This is a genomic window from Pseudoalteromonas sp. 31A1 (assembly GCF_011378815.1).
Taxonomy (GTDB): Bacteria; Pseudomonadota; Gammaproteobacteria; order Enterobacterales; family Alteromonadaceae; genus Pseudoalteromonas; species Pseudoalteromonas arctica.
In genome coordinates this window covers 34173-51614 of record NZ_WTKY01000016.1, presented here as the reverse complement: position 1 = coordinate 51614, position 17442 = coordinate 34173, and the positions used below count along the sequence as shown (strand labels likewise).

Annotated in this window: 16 protein-coding genes; 13 read left to right on the top strand and 3 right to left on the bottom strand. The window is 39.4% G+C overall.

Annotated features, from left to right (window positions below):
* Positions 1–92: 92 nt before the first annotated feature.
* From GQR52_RS14540 to lolB, 3 genes are all read right to left on the bottom strand, one after another.
* Positions 93–1040, bottom strand: a complete 948-nt coding sequence (locus tag GQR52_RS14540) for a ribose-phosphate pyrophosphokinase (RefSeq protein ID WP_007583957.1) — start codon at positions 1038–1040, stop codon at positions 93–95.
* 88 nt (positions 1041–1128) lie between these two features.
* A complete protein-coding gene (gene ispE / locus GQR52_RS14535) occupies positions 1129–1986 on the bottom strand; it encodes a 4-(cytidine 5'-diphospho)-2-C-methyl-D-erythritol kinase (RefSeq protein WP_165728899.1) in 858 nt (285 codons plus the stop codon).
* A gap of 2 nt (positions 1987–1988) precedes the next feature.
* Positions 1989–2576, bottom strand: a complete 588-nt coding sequence (lolB, locus tag GQR52_RS14530; protein ID WP_101164113.1) for a lipoprotein insertase outer membrane protein LolB — start codon at positions 2574–2576, stop codon at positions 1989–1991.
* A gap of 83 nt (positions 2577–2659) precedes the next feature.
* Here lolB and hemA point away from each other — a divergent pair, with 83 nt between their 5' ends.
* From hemA to GQR52_RS14465, 13 genes are all read left to right on the top strand, one after another.
* Positions 2660–3916 (top strand): glutamyl-tRNA reductase, encoded by a 1257-nt coding sequence (hemA, locus tag GQR52_RS14525; protein ID WP_010554718.1) that lies wholly within the window; start codon positions 2660–2662, stop codon positions 3914–3916.
* 7 nt (positions 3917–3923) lie between these two features.
* Positions 3924–5009 (top strand): peptide chain release factor 1, encoded by a 1086-nt coding sequence (gene prfA, locus GQR52_RS14520; protein ID WP_024593863.1) that lies wholly within the window; start codon positions 3924–3926, stop codon positions 5007–5009.
* A 2-nt stretch (positions 5010–5011) separates the two neighbouring features.
* Entirely contained in the window at positions 5012–5851 is an 840-nt protein-coding gene (prmC, locus tag GQR52_RS14515; RefSeq protein WP_165728898.1) for a peptide chain release factor N(5)-glutamine methyltransferase, read from the top strand.
* 54 nt (positions 5852–5905) lie between these two features.
* On the top strand, positions 5906–7450 hold the full coding sequence (locus GQR52_RS14510) for a response regulator (protein WP_007583964.1): 1545 nt from the start codon (positions 5906–5908) through the stop codon (positions 7448–7450).
* 29 nt (positions 7451–7479) lie between these two features.
* A complete protein-coding gene (locus tag GQR52_RS14505; protein ID WP_007583965.1) occupies positions 7480–7854 on the top strand; it encodes a SirB2 family protein in 375 nt (124 codons plus the stop codon).
* 149 nt (positions 7855–8003) lie between these two features.
* Entirely contained in the window at positions 8004–8831 is an 828-nt protein-coding gene (locus GQR52_RS14500; RefSeq protein ID WP_007583966.1) for a tetratricopeptide repeat protein, read from the top strand.
* A 14-nt stretch (positions 8832–8845) separates the two neighbouring features.
* Positions 8846–10099, top strand: coding sequence for a DUF819 family protein (locus GQR52_RS14495; protein WP_007583967.1), 1254 nt, complete (start codon positions 8846–8848; stop codon positions 10097–10099).
* Between the two features lie 9 nt (positions 10100–10108).
* Positions 10109–10963 carry a 3-deoxy-8-phosphooctulonate synthase gene (kdsA, locus tag GQR52_RS14490; RefSeq protein ID WP_007583968.1) on the top strand — a complete coding sequence of 285 codons (855 nt, stop codon included), beginning with the start codon at positions 10109–10111 and terminating at the stop codon, positions 10961–10963.
* A gap of 121 nt (positions 10964–11084) precedes the next feature.
* A complete protein-coding gene (locus GQR52_RS14485) occupies positions 11085–11987 on the top strand; it encodes a transcriptional regulator GcvA (RefSeq protein ID WP_002958561.1) in 903 nt (300 codons plus the stop codon).
* Between the two features lie 2 nt (positions 11988–11989).
* Positions 11990–12625 (top strand): alpha/beta family hydrolase, encoded by a 636-nt coding sequence (locus GQR52_RS14480; RefSeq protein WP_165725707.1) that lies wholly within the window; start codon positions 11990–11992, stop codon positions 12623–12625.
* A 19-nt stretch (positions 12626–12644) separates the two neighbouring features.
* Positions 12645–13013: a DUF423 domain-containing protein gene (locus GQR52_RS14475; protein ID WP_007583972.1), complete on the top strand. Its 369-nt coding sequence runs from the start codon at positions 12645–12647 to the stop codon at positions 13011–13013.
* A gap of 17 nt (positions 13014–13030) precedes the next feature.
* On the top strand, positions 13031–14116 hold the full coding sequence (gene rlmM, locus GQR52_RS14470) for a 23S rRNA (cytidine(2498)-2'-O)-methyltransferase RlmM (protein ID WP_007583974.1): 1086 nt from the start codon (positions 13031–13033) through the stop codon (positions 14114–14116).
* A gap of 16 nt (positions 14117–14132) precedes the next feature.
* Positions 14133–17441 (top strand): hypothetical protein, encoded by a 3309-nt coding sequence (locus GQR52_RS14465; protein WP_165728897.1) that lies wholly within the window; start codon positions 14133–14135, stop codon positions 17439–17441.
* The last annotated feature ends 1 nt before the right edge of the window (position 17442 follow it).

The window sequence follows — 17442 nt, the reverse complement described above, 5'->3', positions numbered from 1 at the left end:
GGCGCGCTATCATACCACCACGCCCAGACAAAATAAACATCGCTTACAAAAAAAGCGCCAAAAGGCGCTTTTATACTCAGGAATGTTTAATTTTAGTGTTCAAACATCGCTGAGATAGATTCTTCGTTACTAATACGACGAATAGTCTCTGCTAACATGTCAGCAAGCGTAAGTACCTTAATTTTATCAAGGGCTTTAAGCTCGTCAGATAGCGGAATTGAGTCAGTTACAATTACTTCGTCAATCATCGAGTCACGTAAGTTTTCTGCTGCTTTACCTGAAAGAATAGGGTGCGTTGCGTATGCAAATACGCGTTTAGCGCCATGTTCTTTAAGTGCTTCTGCGGCTTTACATAACGTACCACCGGTATCAATCATATCATCTACGATAATACAATCACGACCTTCAACGTCACCAATAATGTGCATTACTTGAGAAACGTTTGCTTGAGGGCGGCGTTTGTCAATGATTGCTAAATCGGTATCGTTTAGTAGTTTTGCAATTGCACGTGCGCGTACAACACCACCAATATCTGGAGATACAACAACGACGTCTTCAAAGTCGCGTTCTTTCATATCTTCAAGTAATACAGGGCTGCCAAATACGTTGTCTACTGGTACATCAAAGAAGCCTTGGATTTGTTCAGCGTGTAAATCAACCGTAAGAACACGGTCAACACCAACGCTTGATAAGAAATCGGCAACGACTTTAGCGGTAATTGGAACACGGGCAGAACGTACACGACGGTCTTGGCGCGCATAACCAAAATAAGGAATGACGGCAGTAATACGACCTGCAGATGCACGACGTAGAGCATCAACCATAACGATAAGTTCCATTAGGTTATCGTTTGTAGGGGCACAGGTTGATTGCAAGATAAAAACGTCCGAGCCACGAACATTTTCATTTATTTGAACACTGATCTCACCGTCGCTAAAACGGCCAACAACAGCATCGCCTAATTCAATATATAAACGTTTTGCAACTTTTTGAGCTAACTCAGGTGTTGCGTTACCAGCGAAGAGCTTCATGTCAGGCACGGTAGGGTTCCTCAGGCACTGAATATTTGGACTAACGGGCAATGATAAATACCACTGCGAGTTAACTTATGATTACTTGTACGTTACTTCATTGATCGAATATGGCGGTTAACTCCGTATGAGCAGGTGAGACATTTGCGCTTGAAGCCACAAAACCCTGCCAAGTATGGGGGAGATTTTCAAGTACATCTTGTGCTTGAACTTGACTAGCAAATTCGACAAAACAACATGAACCTGTTCCGGTCATCTTCGACGGTGCGTATTTTAGCAACCACTGGAGGGTTTTTTCAACCTCGGGGCAAAGCTTTTTAACTAAAGGCTCACAATCATTGGTTAAAGTATGGTGTTTCCAATCGCCTATTATTTTTGGTGTGTCGCGTTTTAAATCTGGATGTGTAAATATTTTTGCAGTACTTACATGTTGGTTTGGGTGTACAACGCAGTACCATTTTTGTTCAAGTTTTACCTGGTGTAATTTCTCACCAATACCATGCGCTATGGCGCTTTGCCCTTGTATGAACACCGGAACATCAGCCCCTAATTTAAGTCCTAATTGGGCTAGAGTTTCTAAATTTAGTTCTAATTTCCATAATTTATTTAGCGCTAATAAAGTACTTGCGGCGTCGGATGAACCACCTCCAACACCTCCGCCCATGGGTAAGCGTTTAATTAAATTTATTTTTACACCTAAAGAGGTTTTACAGTGTGTTTGTAATAATAAAGCCGCTTTATAGATGAGATTATCATTTAGGGGTATGTCTTTAGTATCACCACCGACAGAAATACCACCGTCTGTTGTTAGCTCAAAATGCAACTCATCACCAAAATTTAAAAAAGTAAATAAGGTTTCTAGTTCATGATAGCCATCTTCTCGGCGAGCATTAATATGTAAAAATAAATTGAGTTTTGCCGGGGCAATAAGTGAAAAAGAGGTTTTGTTATTCATACTTATTTAAACTGCCAATCGTAGAGTTGAATTTTTATTTTTATTTGTTGATGCTTTAACGTCAGTTTAGTTGGTAACCAGTAACCTGCGTTTTGTACGTAAGTGCCGTAATCTATTTGCCATTTCTTGCCTGTATTATCAAACCATAATACTTGCTTTGCACGGCCTAGTTCATCAACGACTAAACTTTGATCGTCAATGGTGCCCTTAAGCCAGTTATCGGCGTTATCAACAGGGAGTGTAAAACCCGTTAAACGCTTTAAAAGCTCTGCAGCATTAGTATCAAAGTACTCATCGCCGTCAAACTCTAATTCAGCACCATTTGCTGTTTGTTTAAGCGACAAAATACGAGTACCAATAAAAGTAGTCAGTATTAAATTATTGGAATTTGTTGTTTGCTGCCAATTTAAGTTTGCAGATTGACGCTCTTCTGGGCTTATAAACGCGAGTTTCCCCTCGACCTGCCAAGTTTTTTGAGCAGCTAAACGTGGTTTCCAATCATCATAAAGTGTTGTTTTTGTATCAATTTGATGGGCACAGCCACCTAATAATAAAAAAAACATGAATAAAATCAAATATTGTCGAATCAAATGTTGTTCCTTACTTTCCATATTCCGCTGATTTTTGGTAAAATTACCGCCTTTGAAGTAGGGCTCAGCAATATTTGGCAAATATGACCATAATAGCACTAGGTATAAATCACAAAACCGCATCCGTAGAATTACGTGAAAAAGTGGCTTTTTCGCCTGAGCAAATTTCAGAGGCGTTGCAACAATTAAGTGGCCATGCCGACTTTAATGAAGCGGTTATTGTGTCTACCTGTAATCGAACCGAGATCTATTGTAGCCTCGCTCAGCAAAATTCCCAAACACTGTTAACTTGGCTTGCCAGTTTCCATGGTTTGGATGAACATGAACTGAGCAGCAATATATACTGCCATGAAGGTAATGACGCCATTAACCACTTAATGCGCGTAGCGTGTGGGTTGGATTCTCTTGTGTTAGGCGAGCCGCAAATTTTAGGGCAAATAAAGCAATCGTTTTTTAGTGCTAAAACCCACGATGCAATAGGGGTTACTTTTGATAGGTTGTTTCAAAAAACCTTTTCGGTAGCGAAGCAAGTTCGCACTGAAACAAATATAGGCGCAAGTGCCGTGTCGGTTGCATTTGCGGCTGTTAATTTAGCAAAACATATTTATGGCAAGCTTGATCAAACCAATGTGTTATTGATTGGTGCTGGTGAAACCATTGAACTGGTTGCTAAACATTTATATCAAAATGAGCCTAAAAAAATAACGGTCGCGAATAGAACAATTGAACGTGCTCGCAGTCTTGCTGATGAAGTGTCTGCAGATGTTATCGCACTTGCACAGTTACCAGAACGTTTACATGAAGCCGATATAGTCATTAGTTCTACCGCCAGTACTTTACCTATTATTGGTAAAGGGGTGGTTGAGCAAGCGCTTAAGCAGCGCCGTCACAAGCCTATGCTATTTATAGATATTGCGGTTCCGCGCGACATAGAAAGCCAAGTAGGTGAGCTAGATGCTGCCTATTTATATTCCGTTGATGACTTACAAACCATTGTAAGCGAGAATATGGCAGCGCGTGAGCAAGCTGCACAGCAAGCGCAAATAATTATTACTGAACGCACCAAAGAATTTGCAATGTGGATGCGCTCACTCGATTCGGTAGATTTAATCCGCCATTATCGAAATGATGTACAAACAATTAAGTCAGAACTTGTAGAGCGTGCTGTTAGTCAGCTAAATACAGGTAAAGATGCAGAAAAAATTATATTAGAGCTCGCCAATAAATTAACCAATCGCTTAATGCACGCGCCTACCCGTGCAATACAAGACGCAGCGAAAAAAGGTGAAGTGGCGCAGCTAAACCAGTTGAAAAAAATGTTAGGTATTGATCAGGAATAACCGTTAAATGAAAGAGTCTGTTTATAATAAATTAGAAACCTTAGTAGAGCGTTACGAAGAAGTACAAGCGCTACTAAGCGACCCGTCGGTCATTAGTGATCAAAATCGTTTTCGTGGGCTTTCAAAAGAATACTCTGAGCTTGAAGAGATTGTAAAAACGTTTTTAACTTACAAAGAAACGCAAGATGATTTAGCCAGTGCAGAAGAAATGCTTAAAGATTCTGACCCTGAAATGCGTGAAATGGCGCAAGAAGAATATAAAGAAGCTAAAGCACAAATTTTGGCAATTGAAGATCAAATTCAAGTATTAATGTTGCCAAAAGATCCGCGAGATAATAACAACGTGTTTGTTGAAGTACGCGCTGGAACAGGCGGTGATGAAGCGGCTATTTTTGCTGGCGACTTATTCCGTATGTACAGCCGCTATGCAGAAACTAAAAAATGGAAAGTAGAAGTTGTGAGCACCAATGAAGGTGAGCACGGTGGTTACAAAGAAGTTATTGCAAATATTAGTGGCGAAGGCGTTTACGGTCAATTAAAGTTTGAATCAGGTGTACACCGCGTACAACGTGTGCCAGAAACTGAGTCACAAGGGCGAGTTCATACCTCTGCGTGTACTGTTGCGGTAATGGCGGAAGTACCAGAGGCAGAAGCGATACAAATTAATACCGCAGATTTAAAAGTTGATACATTTCGTGCATCAGGCGCAGGTGGTCAGCACGTTAATAAAACAGATTCTGCTATTCGACTTACACATATACCTACCGGTGTTGTGGTTGAGTGTCAGGATCAACGTTCACAGCATAAAAACCGTGCTAAAGCGATGTCAGTACTTGCAGCACGTTTACAACAGGCTGAAGATGAAAAGCGCCATGCGGCAGAAGCATCTGAACGTCGTGACTTAGTAGGTAGTGGCGATCGTTCTGAACGTATCCGTACTTATAACTACCCACAAGGTCGTATTACCGATCACCGTATTAACTTAACACTTTATCGTTTGAATGAAGTGGTAGCGGGTGATTTAAGCTGCGTTATTGACCCATTAATGCAAGAACATCAAGCTGACTTATTAGCGGCTATGGGCGACGAGTAATCGTGAGCCACACTCTTGAACAAGCTATTGCTGCAGGCGCTAATTTATTAGCACCTAGCAGCGAAAGTGCTAAATTAGACGCACAAGTTTTACTTCTACATATTCTTCAAAAACCTCACAGTTACCTTTTTACTTGGCCAGAGCATGCGCTTAATGCCGAACAACAACAGCAATTTAATACATTTTGCCAAAGACGTTTAAACGGTGAACCTGTTGCACATATTACGGGGCAACGTGAATTTTGGAGCTTATCGCTTGAAGTTAACGCAACAACTTTAATACCTCGACCAGATACTGAAACGTTAGTAGAACAAGCACTTGAAGTGGCTGTACCTGCTACAGCTAAAGTGCTTGATTTAGGCACGGGTACTGGTGCAATCGCACTGGCCCTTGGTAGTGAAATGCCTAATTGGCAAATTATTGCAGTAGATAGAGTAAGCGATGCAGTTGCACTGGCTACACGTAACCAGCAGCGATTGGCTATTAATAACGTTCACGTTAAGCAAAGCAACTGGTTTAGCGAGTTACATGGTGAGAAATTCAACCTAATTGTTACCAACCCGCCTTATATTGAAAGCAGTGATATACATTTAAATCAGGGCGATGTGCGCTTTGAGCCTTTGTCGGCATTAGTGGCTGATGATTGTGGAATGTCTGATATTAAACAAATAATTACACAATCACGTGACTATTTGTTATCTAGTGGCTATCTTTTAATAGAACACGGTTTTGAGCAAGGTGAAGCTGTTCGTCATTTCTTCAAAAAAATGGCATTTGTGGATATTAAAACAGTGAAAGACTTTGGTGATAATGACCGTGTAACGTTTGCACAGTGGCCCTAAAGAATAATAATTGCCTGCTAGTGCGTTAAATAATGCCATGAAGGAATTTCGACTATGATGGGTGATTTTTTATTTTCAGATGAGCCAGAAGAAGCAATCAATGAGATTGAACTCGGTACCTGGAAAGTATTAATCGTTGATGATGAACCTGAAGTTCATGCTGTTACAAAACTAGCGTTGAGTGATTTTGAGTTTCAAAATAAACGCTTAGAATTTATTAGTGCGTACTCAGGTGCTGAAGCAAAAGAGCTTGTGAAAGAGCATCCAGATGCAGCCATTGTACTACTTGATGTAGTAATGGAGACCGATGATGCCGGTTTGCAAGTTGCTAAGTTTATTCGTGAAGAAGCTAAAAATAATCATATTCGAATTATTTTAAGAACGGGTCAACCTGGTCAAGCACCTGAACGACAAGTAATTATTAATTATGATATTAACGATTACAAATCTAAAACAGAGCTAACGGCTCAAAAGTTATTTACTGTTATTATGTCGAGCCTGCGTTCGTATCGGGATATTATTTCGATTGAGCAGTCACGCGAAGGGCTTGAGAAAATAATTATAGCGTCCCGTGATATTTTTTCTGCGCATTCAATAGAGCACTTTATTGAAGGCGTTATGCAGCAGTTAACTTCTTTACTCGGTATTGCTGATCAAGCTATGTATGCAACTACTTTAGTTGCGCAAAATCCTGAAGCACAAAATAATAAAAAATTAATTGTTTGCTCGGGTACCGGTGACTTTGAAAAAAGTGAAGGTAAAGAGCTCGATGAGGTATTACAAGCTGAACAGTTAAGTGCATGTCATCAGGCGCTTAATGAAAAAAGCATTATTTATAAAGATAACTACTTATTTGCGTATTGTAGCAGTGAGTACAATCATAATTCGATGCTATTTATATCAGGTATTCCAAAGGATTTAACGGATACTCAGCGCCATTTAATTAAGATTTTTTCTCAAAATGTGCAACTTGCGTTTGAAAATGTACAACTTCAGTCTGAAATAGAAGCAACGCAACAAGAGCTTGTTTACAGGTTAAGTGAAGCGGTAGAGCAACGCTCAACAGAAACGGGTAATCATGTTAAGCGTGTAGCACATATTTGTCATATATTGGCACAAGGGTATGGCTTATCTAAGCATGATGCTGATTTAGTAAGGTTGGCGTCGCCTCTTCATGATGTAGGCAAAGTGGGCATTCCTGATGCGGTATTAAATAAACCAGCAAAGTTAGATGCCCAAGAATGGGAAGTGATGAAAACCCATACTGATAAAGGCTATACTATTTTAAAAGACTCGCCGCATGAGATTGTTAGTGCAGGCGCAATTATTGCAAAAGAGCATCATGAAAAATGGGATGGCTCTGGTTACCCACAAGGTTTAAGCGGAAACGCAATTAATGTATTTGGTCGTATAGTTGCACTTGCTGATGTATACGATGCACTTCGCCATAAACGATGCTATAAAGAACCTTGGACACTGCAAAACGTAGTTGATGAAATTAACGCTCAAAAAGGCACACACTTTGAACCGAAATTGGTTGAAGTATTTAACGAGAAGCTTGATGAGTTAGAAGCGGTTCTTAACCGTTTTCCTGATTAAATTTTTATAAAACAGAAGTACAGGGGCATATGGATTATTTAGCAGTAAAGCATTCACACATGGCAATTGCGATGTTGAGTGTGATTTTATTTTATGTTCGCGCATTTTCGCGAATGGGCAGTGGTAAATTAGCAAAAAATAAAGCGGTAATGATTGGTAGTCATAGTATAGATACTTTGTTATTAGTGTCTGCACTTACGCTTATATTTATGGCTAAAATTAACCCGTTTGAACAATATTGGCTATTAGAAAAAATAGTTTTAGTGGTTATATATATTGGTATTGGGGCTAAAAGCGCCAGACAAACTAAAATGACGGCTAAAGTTGCTTACGTTTTAGTTAACACTGCTGTTATTTTAGCGATAGGTTATTTAGCGACGTCTAAATCAGCTTTTTTGCTTTAAGTAATACCTGACTATTTGAGCTTTATAGTTGTTTTATAAAGCTCAAATACGACTCTCTCTCAGAAAATATTCAAAAACATCTCTATATTGGTATATAGCTTTAAAGTTAGGTAAACTAGGCCTTCGTTTTCTAAAATGTTGCAGTATTAATGACTACCCTCGGGTTTGACGAACACGATGAATCTTATCTTGATGATGCTTACGATGAATTTACACCTCCAGCGATTTACCGCTGTATTAAAGCAGAGTCAAAATGGGACCCTCAGATAGATTTAACACCATGTTATGAAACTTTAACTGACTTTGAACAGCAAATTTCAGCGCTGTGTTTAAAAGTGAGTGATGAGCACGATCGCTTCGAAAAATTATTAGATATGTTTTACAGCGATTGGCTATTTAGTGCCTCAGGCTTAAAAGTGCCAGAATACAAATTAAATACATTAAGCTATACGCTTTCTATGCGTAGTGGCTCACCAACAACGCTTGCAATTATACTTTGTCACTTTTTACAACAAGCTAACTTTGATGCAAATCTTAGTCTTACGCTGGGTGATGTTGGTGTTCATGTGGCGATAAGTGATGAAGAGGGCTACATAATTGAGCCAAGCAGCGGGCAACAAAGCTGGTATATCATCCCTGAAAACGCAGATGAAGATGATGGGCAAGAACAAGAGCCTTTAGAGTTAATTTTTGATGACGAAGTATATAAGCTATTTTTAGCTCAGCAAAAATGGTCTTTCATTAGCGAAAACAAATTTGGTCATGCTTTGACCTGTGTAGAGATGCTAATGGAGCTAATAGGCGACGACCCGTATGAGAGACGCGACAGAGGTTACTTATTAAATCAGCTCGGTTGCCCTAAAATGGCACGTGATGATTTACAGTTTTTTGTCGATGAGTGTCCGGACGATCCTGCAATAGAGATTATTCAACACCAAATAGAAGAACTAGAAGATAATAATAAAACGCACCATTAAGAATAGGAATAATTATGGTTGAAACTCAAAGCGCATTAATTACAAATGATGCCGTTGTGCTTGGTTTGCTTGCTATTATTTTGGGGTTTATTTTTAAAACCTCAAACAGTGAGCGTCCAGCTTTAAAACGATTTTATAAATACGTACCTGCTTTACTACTGTGTTACTTTTTACCTTCGTTATTAAATACCTTTGGTATTGTAGATGGTAATAAATCCAATGTTTATTATGTGGCTTCGCGCTACTTACTGCCTGCTTGTTTAATACTGCTTACCATTAGTATTGATTTAAAAGCTATTATTAACTTAGGCCCTAAAGCGCTCATTATGTTTTTAGTGGGTACATTGGGCATTGTTATTGGTGGGCCATTAGCTATTTTAGTCGTGAGTGCATTTGATCCAAGTATTGTTGGTGGTCATGGGCCCGATGCAGTATGGCGCGGTATGACAACCGTTGCGGGTAGCTGGATTGGCGGTGGTGCTAACCAAGCATCAATGAAAGAGATGTTTGAAGTTGGTGGTGATATATTTTCTGTAATGATTACAGTAGATGTAATAGTCGCGAATATTTGGATGGCTGTTTTATTGTTAATGGCAGCAAACCATAAAAAGATTGATGCAGCTACGGGTGCTGATACAAGCGCAATTGAAGATTTAAAAAAACGTGTTGAAGCCTATCATGCTGAACACGCACGTATTCCTACTCTTAACGATTACATGACGCTGCTTGCAATTGCATTTGGTATAACCGGTTTAGCGCATTTTTGTGCTGACTTTTTAGGTCCGTACTTTGGCACGACTTATGAGTGGGCAAAAGAATACAGCTTAAACAGTAAATTCTTTTGGCTAATTGTTATATCAACAACGATTGGCATAGGCTTATCGTTTACTAAAGTTAGACAAATAGAAGCGTTTGGCGCTTCAAAAGTAGCCTCTAGCTTTTTGTATATTTTAGTTGCATCGATTGGTTTGCATATGAATGTAACCGCTATTTTTAATAACCCAGGGTTATTTTTAGTTGGTGCCATTTGGATGTTAGTGCATGCAAGCATAATGTTAGTAGTAGCTAAACTAATTAAAGCACCGTTATTTTATATGGCAGTGGGCTCGCAGGCTAATGTGGGCGGTGCAGCGTCTGCACCTGTTGTAGCATCAGCATTTCACCCTTCGCTTGCGCCTGTTGGTGTCCTGTTAGCTGTACTGGGCTATGGTGTGGGTACTTATATGGCTTATATTTGTGGATTAATGATGCAAGCAGTTGCACCGTAAGGAATTTAAATGAAAGACCAAATTATTAAAATTAATGAAATTGAACTAGCAAACAACAAACCGTTTGTATTGTTTGGTGGTATTAACGTATTAGAATCTCGCGATTTAGCTATGCGTGTTGCAGAGCATTACGTAGAAGTTACGACGAAACTCAATATTCCTTATGTATTTAAAGCGTCATTTGATAAGGCTAACCGTTCTTCAATCAATTCGTACCGTGGTCCTGGTATGGAAGAAGGTTTAAAAATATTTGAAGAGATTAAAAAGACTTTCAACATACCGCTTATTACTGATGTACATGAACCGCATCAAGCAGCACCTGTTGCTGAAGTTGTTGATGTAATTCAGTTACCAGCCTTTTTAGCACGTCAAACAGATTTAGTTGTGGCGATGGCTAAAACAGGTGCAATTATTAACGTGAAAAAACCACAGTTTTTAGCGCCACATGAAATGCGCCACATCATTACTAAATTTAATGAAGCGGGTAATAATAACATCGCACTTTGTGAGCGTGGTTCTAGCTTTGGTTACAACAACCTAGTGGTTGATATGCTGGGTATGGATGACATGAAAGCAATGGCGCCTGTTATTTTTGATGCAACACATGCACTTCAGCGCCCTGGTGGCCGAGCTGATTCTGCTGATGGTCGTCGTGCACAAGCAGCAGAGCTTGCACGCAGCGGTATGGCGCTAGGTATTGCAGGTTTATTTATTGAGGCGCATCCAAACCCTAATGAAGCTAAATGCGATGGCCCATGTGCGCTAGCGCTTAGTAAGTTAGAAGGATACTTAACGCAAATGAAAGCGGTTGATGATTTAATTAAAAGCTTTGCCCCACTTGATACAAGTGCAAGCGATTTATAATTAAGCATGATGTTTATTAAAAAGCGACTCAGGTCGCTTTTTTTATGCCTTTAATATACACAAACTTATATGATGTATATAATCTCACGCATAAGAAAAACTAATTCTAAGCTTGGTTATTATGTCAAGACGGGTACCTCCATTAAACGCATTAAAAGCCTTTGAAGCGGCTGCGCGTCATTTAAGTTTTACTAAGGCTGCAGAAGAGCTCTATGTAACGCAGGCGGCAGTAAGTCATCAAATAAAAACACTTGAAGAGCATTTAGGTTTAAAGTTGTTTTTACGTAAAAACCGCTCATTATTATTAACTGAAGAAGGCCAAGGCTATTTTTTAGATATAAAAGAGATTTTTACTCAGCTTATTGATGCAACTGAAAAGCTATTAGCCCGTGGTGCTAAGGGCTCATTAACAGTTAGTCTAACACCAAGTTTTGCTATTCAGTGGTTAGTGCCTCGTTTGAGTTTGTTTAATGAGTTACACCCAGAGATAGACGTGCGAATAAAAGCACAAGATCAAGATGAAAACTCACTGACTGATGACGTAGATATTGCTATTTACTATGGAAGAGGTCATTGGAATGGCGTACAAGCGTACAAACTTCATACCGAATATTTAGTACCACTTTGTAGTCCTATGTTATTAAGCGGATTAAAGCCGCTTGATCAACCTAGTGATTTAGCGCATCACACCTTATTGCATGACACCACACGTAAAAACTGGAAAACGTGGATGAAAACTGCAGGCGTGCGTAACATTCAGGTAAATCAAGGACCTATATTTAGTCACTCATCAATGGTGTTACAAGCTGCAGTACATGGGCAAGGTGTGGCAATTGGTAATAGTGTATTAGCTAAACCCGACATAGATGCAGGGCGTTTGGTTATTCCGTTTAATCACAGTCTAGAAAGTAAAAATGCATATTACTTAGTGCTTCGCGAATCGCAAACCGAGCTTGGTAAAATAGTTTCGTTTAAAGAGTGGATGCTGAGCTTAGTAGAGCATGAGCAAGAACATGAGTATTAATAATGATTGAATGGTTTAAAAGCACCGCACAACCTGCAATTGCACAGTTTATATTTGCGCATGGTGCAGGTGCCGGTAGCGATTCTGACTTTATGCAACATATGGCAAAATTAATAAGCGAGCAAGGTGTTGATGTTGGTTTATTTGATTTTGAATATATGCAAATTGCTAAACAAACTAATAAACGTAGGCCTCCTGAGCGAGCGCCAAAGCTACTTACTTATTATGAGCAAGTGCTTGGTCAGGCGCAGCCAGATTTACCGTTATTTATAGGCGGTAAATCGATGGGCGGACGCATGGCATCAATGCTTGCGTGCAGCACAGAGCAAAGACTTTCGGGTGTTATTGCATTTGGTTATCCATTTCATCCGCCGGGTAAGCCAGAAAAGTTACGCACCGATCATTTTGCTGATATTGTTTGCCCTTTTTTAGTATTACAGGGCGAGCGAGATACATTTGGTACACGTGAAGAACTGCTTACTATGGAAATGCCAAAACAGCCTTTACTCACATGGCTGACTGATGGCGATCATTCATTAAAACCACGTAAAAAAAGTGGCGTAACTGAACTGCAAAATAGAGAAACAGCAGCGTTAAGTGCCGTTGAATTTATTAAGCAACAAGTAGAGATGTGTTAAGACTCGATTAGGGGATTAGATGATTAAATTATTTTTAATGGCCGGCAGTATTTTTTGTATGCTCTCGGTTATGTTAGGTGCATTTGCTGCCCATGGTTTAAAAAGCCGTTTATCGGAGTATTCATTAGGGGTTTTTAAAACAGCTGCTGAGTATCAAATGGTGCATGGCCTTGCACTTATTGCGGTGGCTATTTTAATTAAATGGGGCATAAATCTGAGTTGGGCTGGTGGCTTTTTTATAACGGGCACACTACTTTTTAGTGGCAGTTTATATTTACTCGCTCTAACAGATATGAAGTGGCTAGGGCCGATAACACCGCTTGGTGGATTGTGCTTTATTATTGGTTGGATTGTTATTTTAGTGCAAGTCGCACGATTTAAGTTTTAAAGAGTTTAAGGGTTAATATGTCTAGTGTTGTGATTTATTGTCGTAGTGGTTTTGAAAGCGATGCCGCTGCTGAAATAACGTTTCATGCTGCAGAGCAGGGTTTTGCAGGGTATGTAAAAGCAAAGCCAAATACAGGTTATGTTGTTTACGAATGTTTTGAAGCGCATCACAGCGACGAAATAATCAAAAAAGTCGATTTTAAAAATATGGTGTTCGCACGCCAATGGTTTGCCGGTACATTACTTGAAAACATGCCAGTAGAGGACCGTGTAAGTGCAGTAGTTGAAGCTGCTAAAGATTTTACATTGTGCTCAGAGCTGCGCGTAGAAACGCCAGATACAAATGAAGGCAAAGAGCTTTTAACGTTCTGTAAAAAAATATCAACGCCGCTTAAAAAAGCCCTCGAAAAACAAAATACAGTACTGCGTGAGCCAAAAGCAAACCGCCCAGTAATGCATGTCATGTTTTTAACAAACAATACGGCTTATGTTGGTTACTCGTATAGCTTTAATAATTCTCCATTTTTCATGGGTATTTTACGCCTTCGTATGCCAAGCGATGCACCGAGTCGTTCAACGTTAAAACTCGACGAAGCGTTTAATGTATTTATTCCTGAGCAACAACGTGAATCACGCGTGGCAGCAGGTATGCGCAGTGTTGATTTAGGTGCATGCCCGGGTGGTTGGACTTATCAGCTTGTACGCCGTGGTATGTTTGTAAGTGCGATTGATAACGGCCCAATGAATGACGATTTAATGCAAACTGGGCAAGTTAAACATTTTAGAGCAGATGGTTTTAAATATCGCCCAGAAAAAAGAAATATTACTTGGTTAGTGTGCGATATGGTGGAAAAACCAACCAAAGTGACTACGCTAATGATTGACTGGGCAGTAAATGCATACGCAAAAGAGTTTATATTTAACTTAAAACTACCTATGAAAAAACGCTTTGATAGTGTTTATGAATGTCTTTCAATGATAAGAAAAGAGCTTGAGAAACATAGTATTAATTACGAGTTACAAGCTAAACATCTCTATCATGATCGTGAGGAAATAACCGTTCATTTAAACGTTACTAAGGTGCCACAAAATTTGTATAGTTAATATGTAGAGGCTAAAAGTGGTAAAAAACAATATTAATAAATGGTTAAGTTTACTTTTTTTATCACTTTTAATCACAGGTTGTGGCGGCGGCAGAGAAGGTAGTGATTCAACTACGCCCTCTGGTAACGCTGCGCCCAGTGTTACGCTCTCTGTTAGTAGTAACGTTATTGTCTCTAACCAATCGTTTACTATTACTGCGCTTGCAAGTGATAGTGACGGGCAAATAGCCAATTATCAATGGCAACAACTTAGTGGTCCTGAATTTACATTTATTGTTAATGGCAATACGCTTACAGCCACTGCACCGAGTGTAACCACTGATACGACCTTTAGCTTTTCAGTTACTGTTACTGATAATTCAGGTGCTACTGCACAACAAGTATTTTCAGGCACTATCACTTCTCAAAATAATGCACCTACAGTTAATATTACAGGCCCAAGTAGTGCACTTGCTAACACACAAGTAAGCTTAGTTGCTAACGCTCAAGATACAGATGGAACCATAAGCACTATTAGTTGGATTCAGTCTGCGGGAGATAATGTTGATTTTAGCCAGTCAGATGGTGTACTTAGTTTTACTGCCCCCAATGTATCTGAAAATACAACGCTAGGCTTTAGCGTAACCGTAACAGATAATGCCGGTAAAAGCGCTCAAGCGAGTAAAACGGTTTTAATTAATCAAGTAAATAGCGCGCCAACAGTCATTGTTACAGGCCCAGAAGAAGCTGAAAAAGATGACAGTGTAACCCTAGTTGCAGATGCACAAGACAGCGATGGTAGTATTAATAACATAACCTGGCAGCAAACAAGTGGCCCTGTAGTTGAATTTACCCAAACAGAAACAAGTATTAGCTTTAATGCGCCCACTGTTGCGCAAAATACCAATGTAACGTTTGTAGTAACTGTTACCGATGACGATAACGCTACAAATAGCGCCCAGAAAATAGTTGTAATATTAGCCCCAAATAATCCACCGGCTGCCGATGATGTAAATATAAATGTGCAATATAACCAAGCCACAGAATTTAGCTTAGTGGTTAGCGACGCTGATAACGATAGCGTACAGATTGACTTTGGTGATGATTTAAATGGAGCGCAAATCAGTGTTATTGATGGCCAAGCCTTACGTTTTAGTTACACACCTCCTGCAAACAGTATCACTCCACAAAGCTATACGTTAACGGCGACTGATACAAAAGACACAACCGAATTTGTACTGAGTGTTACCGTTGTTGATTCAACGCCCGCTACAATTAGTAATGTAACGCCCCAAAATAGTAATGAACCAGTCTTTGTAGATAGCCCTGTTAGCATTACATTTTCAGATATTATGCTCGTGAGTACTTTAGCCGTTAACTCTAGCAGTGGTACTTGTACTGGAAGCGTACAAGTGTCAGCAGATAATTTTACTACTTGCTTGGCCTTAACTATTGAAAGTTTGTCGGGTACTACCAGCGACACAAGTACTTATTTTCATACTGTAAATTTAAGCGCAAGCTTTGATGAAGACACTCAATATATTGTTCGTGTTACAGCTGATTTAGCTAATTTTGATAGCACAACTATTTTGGCGCAAACTGCCACCTCGTTTACAACTTCTAGCCAAGATATAAAAATAACAGAGCTTTCATCTGTGCAATTTAGTAATGACTTACCTTGGATTGAACTTTATAACGGCACCGGTGCGACAGTAAATTTACAAGACTACTCTCTTAAAGCTCGCAGTATTAATATGTCTGATAGTACGTTGAGTGATGAGCAAATATTTACGCTGCCTAATAAAGAGCTTTTAAATGGCGCCTATATTATTTTACAAAGCCGCTTTGGCGATGATTTTTTAGCAAGTGCGTCATTAAATAACACTAAGCTTGTGCTTGTTGGTAGCGCGAATGATCAAATTAGGCCTTATTGGTACATAAATGGTTTTGCAGAATTACTTAATAGTGCGGGTACACAAACTATCGACTTTGTTAAGTTTGGAAATTCAACCCAAGAGCCTGAAACAGCCTCGCAGTGGCAAGGCGAAAATGCTGCACAAATACTGCCAGAGCAGGGCGCCAGCTTAAAGCGTACGCTCGGCGCAACCGATACCAACCAAAATACAGACTGGAACTACTCAGTATTCAATACTCCGGCAGGGCCTAACGATATAACTTGCTCAATAGATGATGATGAAGACGGTATTCCAGATTGCGCAGAGGTAGAGGGAGCAACATTTGGTGGGCTGCCTTTATATGAATGGGGAGCGCGTACTTCACAAAAAGATATATTTATTGAAATAGATTATATGGATAGTAGTGATGTTGGAATAACCCCTCATCGAAATGCACTTGAAAAAATTGTTAGTGTATTTGCAAGTAAAGGCTATACCGTTCATTTTGATGTAGGTGACTTATTTGATCAAAATAGCGATATTGCGCCGCAAAACTTTGATTTAGGTGGCGGAAATGTTGTCCCTTTTAATAGTTATACTCCGTTTGAGTACGATTTAAGTAGCCCTAATTTGTTTGCTTATAAAATGGAATATACCGATATAACCCGCAGACCCATTTTTCATTACTTATTAATGGCAAGTAGTGGAAATGAAGATGGCAGTATTAGTGGGTCGGGTATTGCTGAGATCAGCGGTAATGATTTAATGGTAACTATGGGCGGCTGGGGCTTAACGCTCGATACGCAAATATCAACCAATGTAACTTATAATTATCAAGCATCAACTATCTTTCATGAGCTAGGCCATAACTTAGGCTTATACCATGGTGGCGATGAAGAGGTTAACTTTAAGCCTAATCATTTAAGCTCTATGAATTATTTATATCAATTAGCGGGTTTATCAACAATAGGTAATAACGAAGGCGATCGTTATTATGAGCGTTTTTATCCAGGCAATGCTAGCTGCGATATTACACCAAATACTAATAGTCATTTAGGCTCTACAGATGATTTTATTATTGATTATTCAAGTGGTAGTTCAGCAGATTTAAATGAGAGCACAATACTTGAAGCACAGGGGTTAAATCGAAATGGCTCACTACCTGTTGATTTTAACTGTAATGCAATTAACACCGAAAGCTTAACCAGCTTTGATACTAACCAAGATAATACAATATCAATACTTAGTGATGTAGATGAGTGGAGCATGCTTAATTTGCAGTTTTATATGCAAAGTGCAGGTAATCGATTTGGCGTGCCAAATACTAATAATAGTAAGGTGTATAATTTACAAAGCTCACCTACTAATATTGAAACGCTGCCCAGTTATATAAAAGAAGCGCAGCCAAGTAGTGCAATTATTGCTGAGTTAAAAGCAATTAAAGAGCATTAAT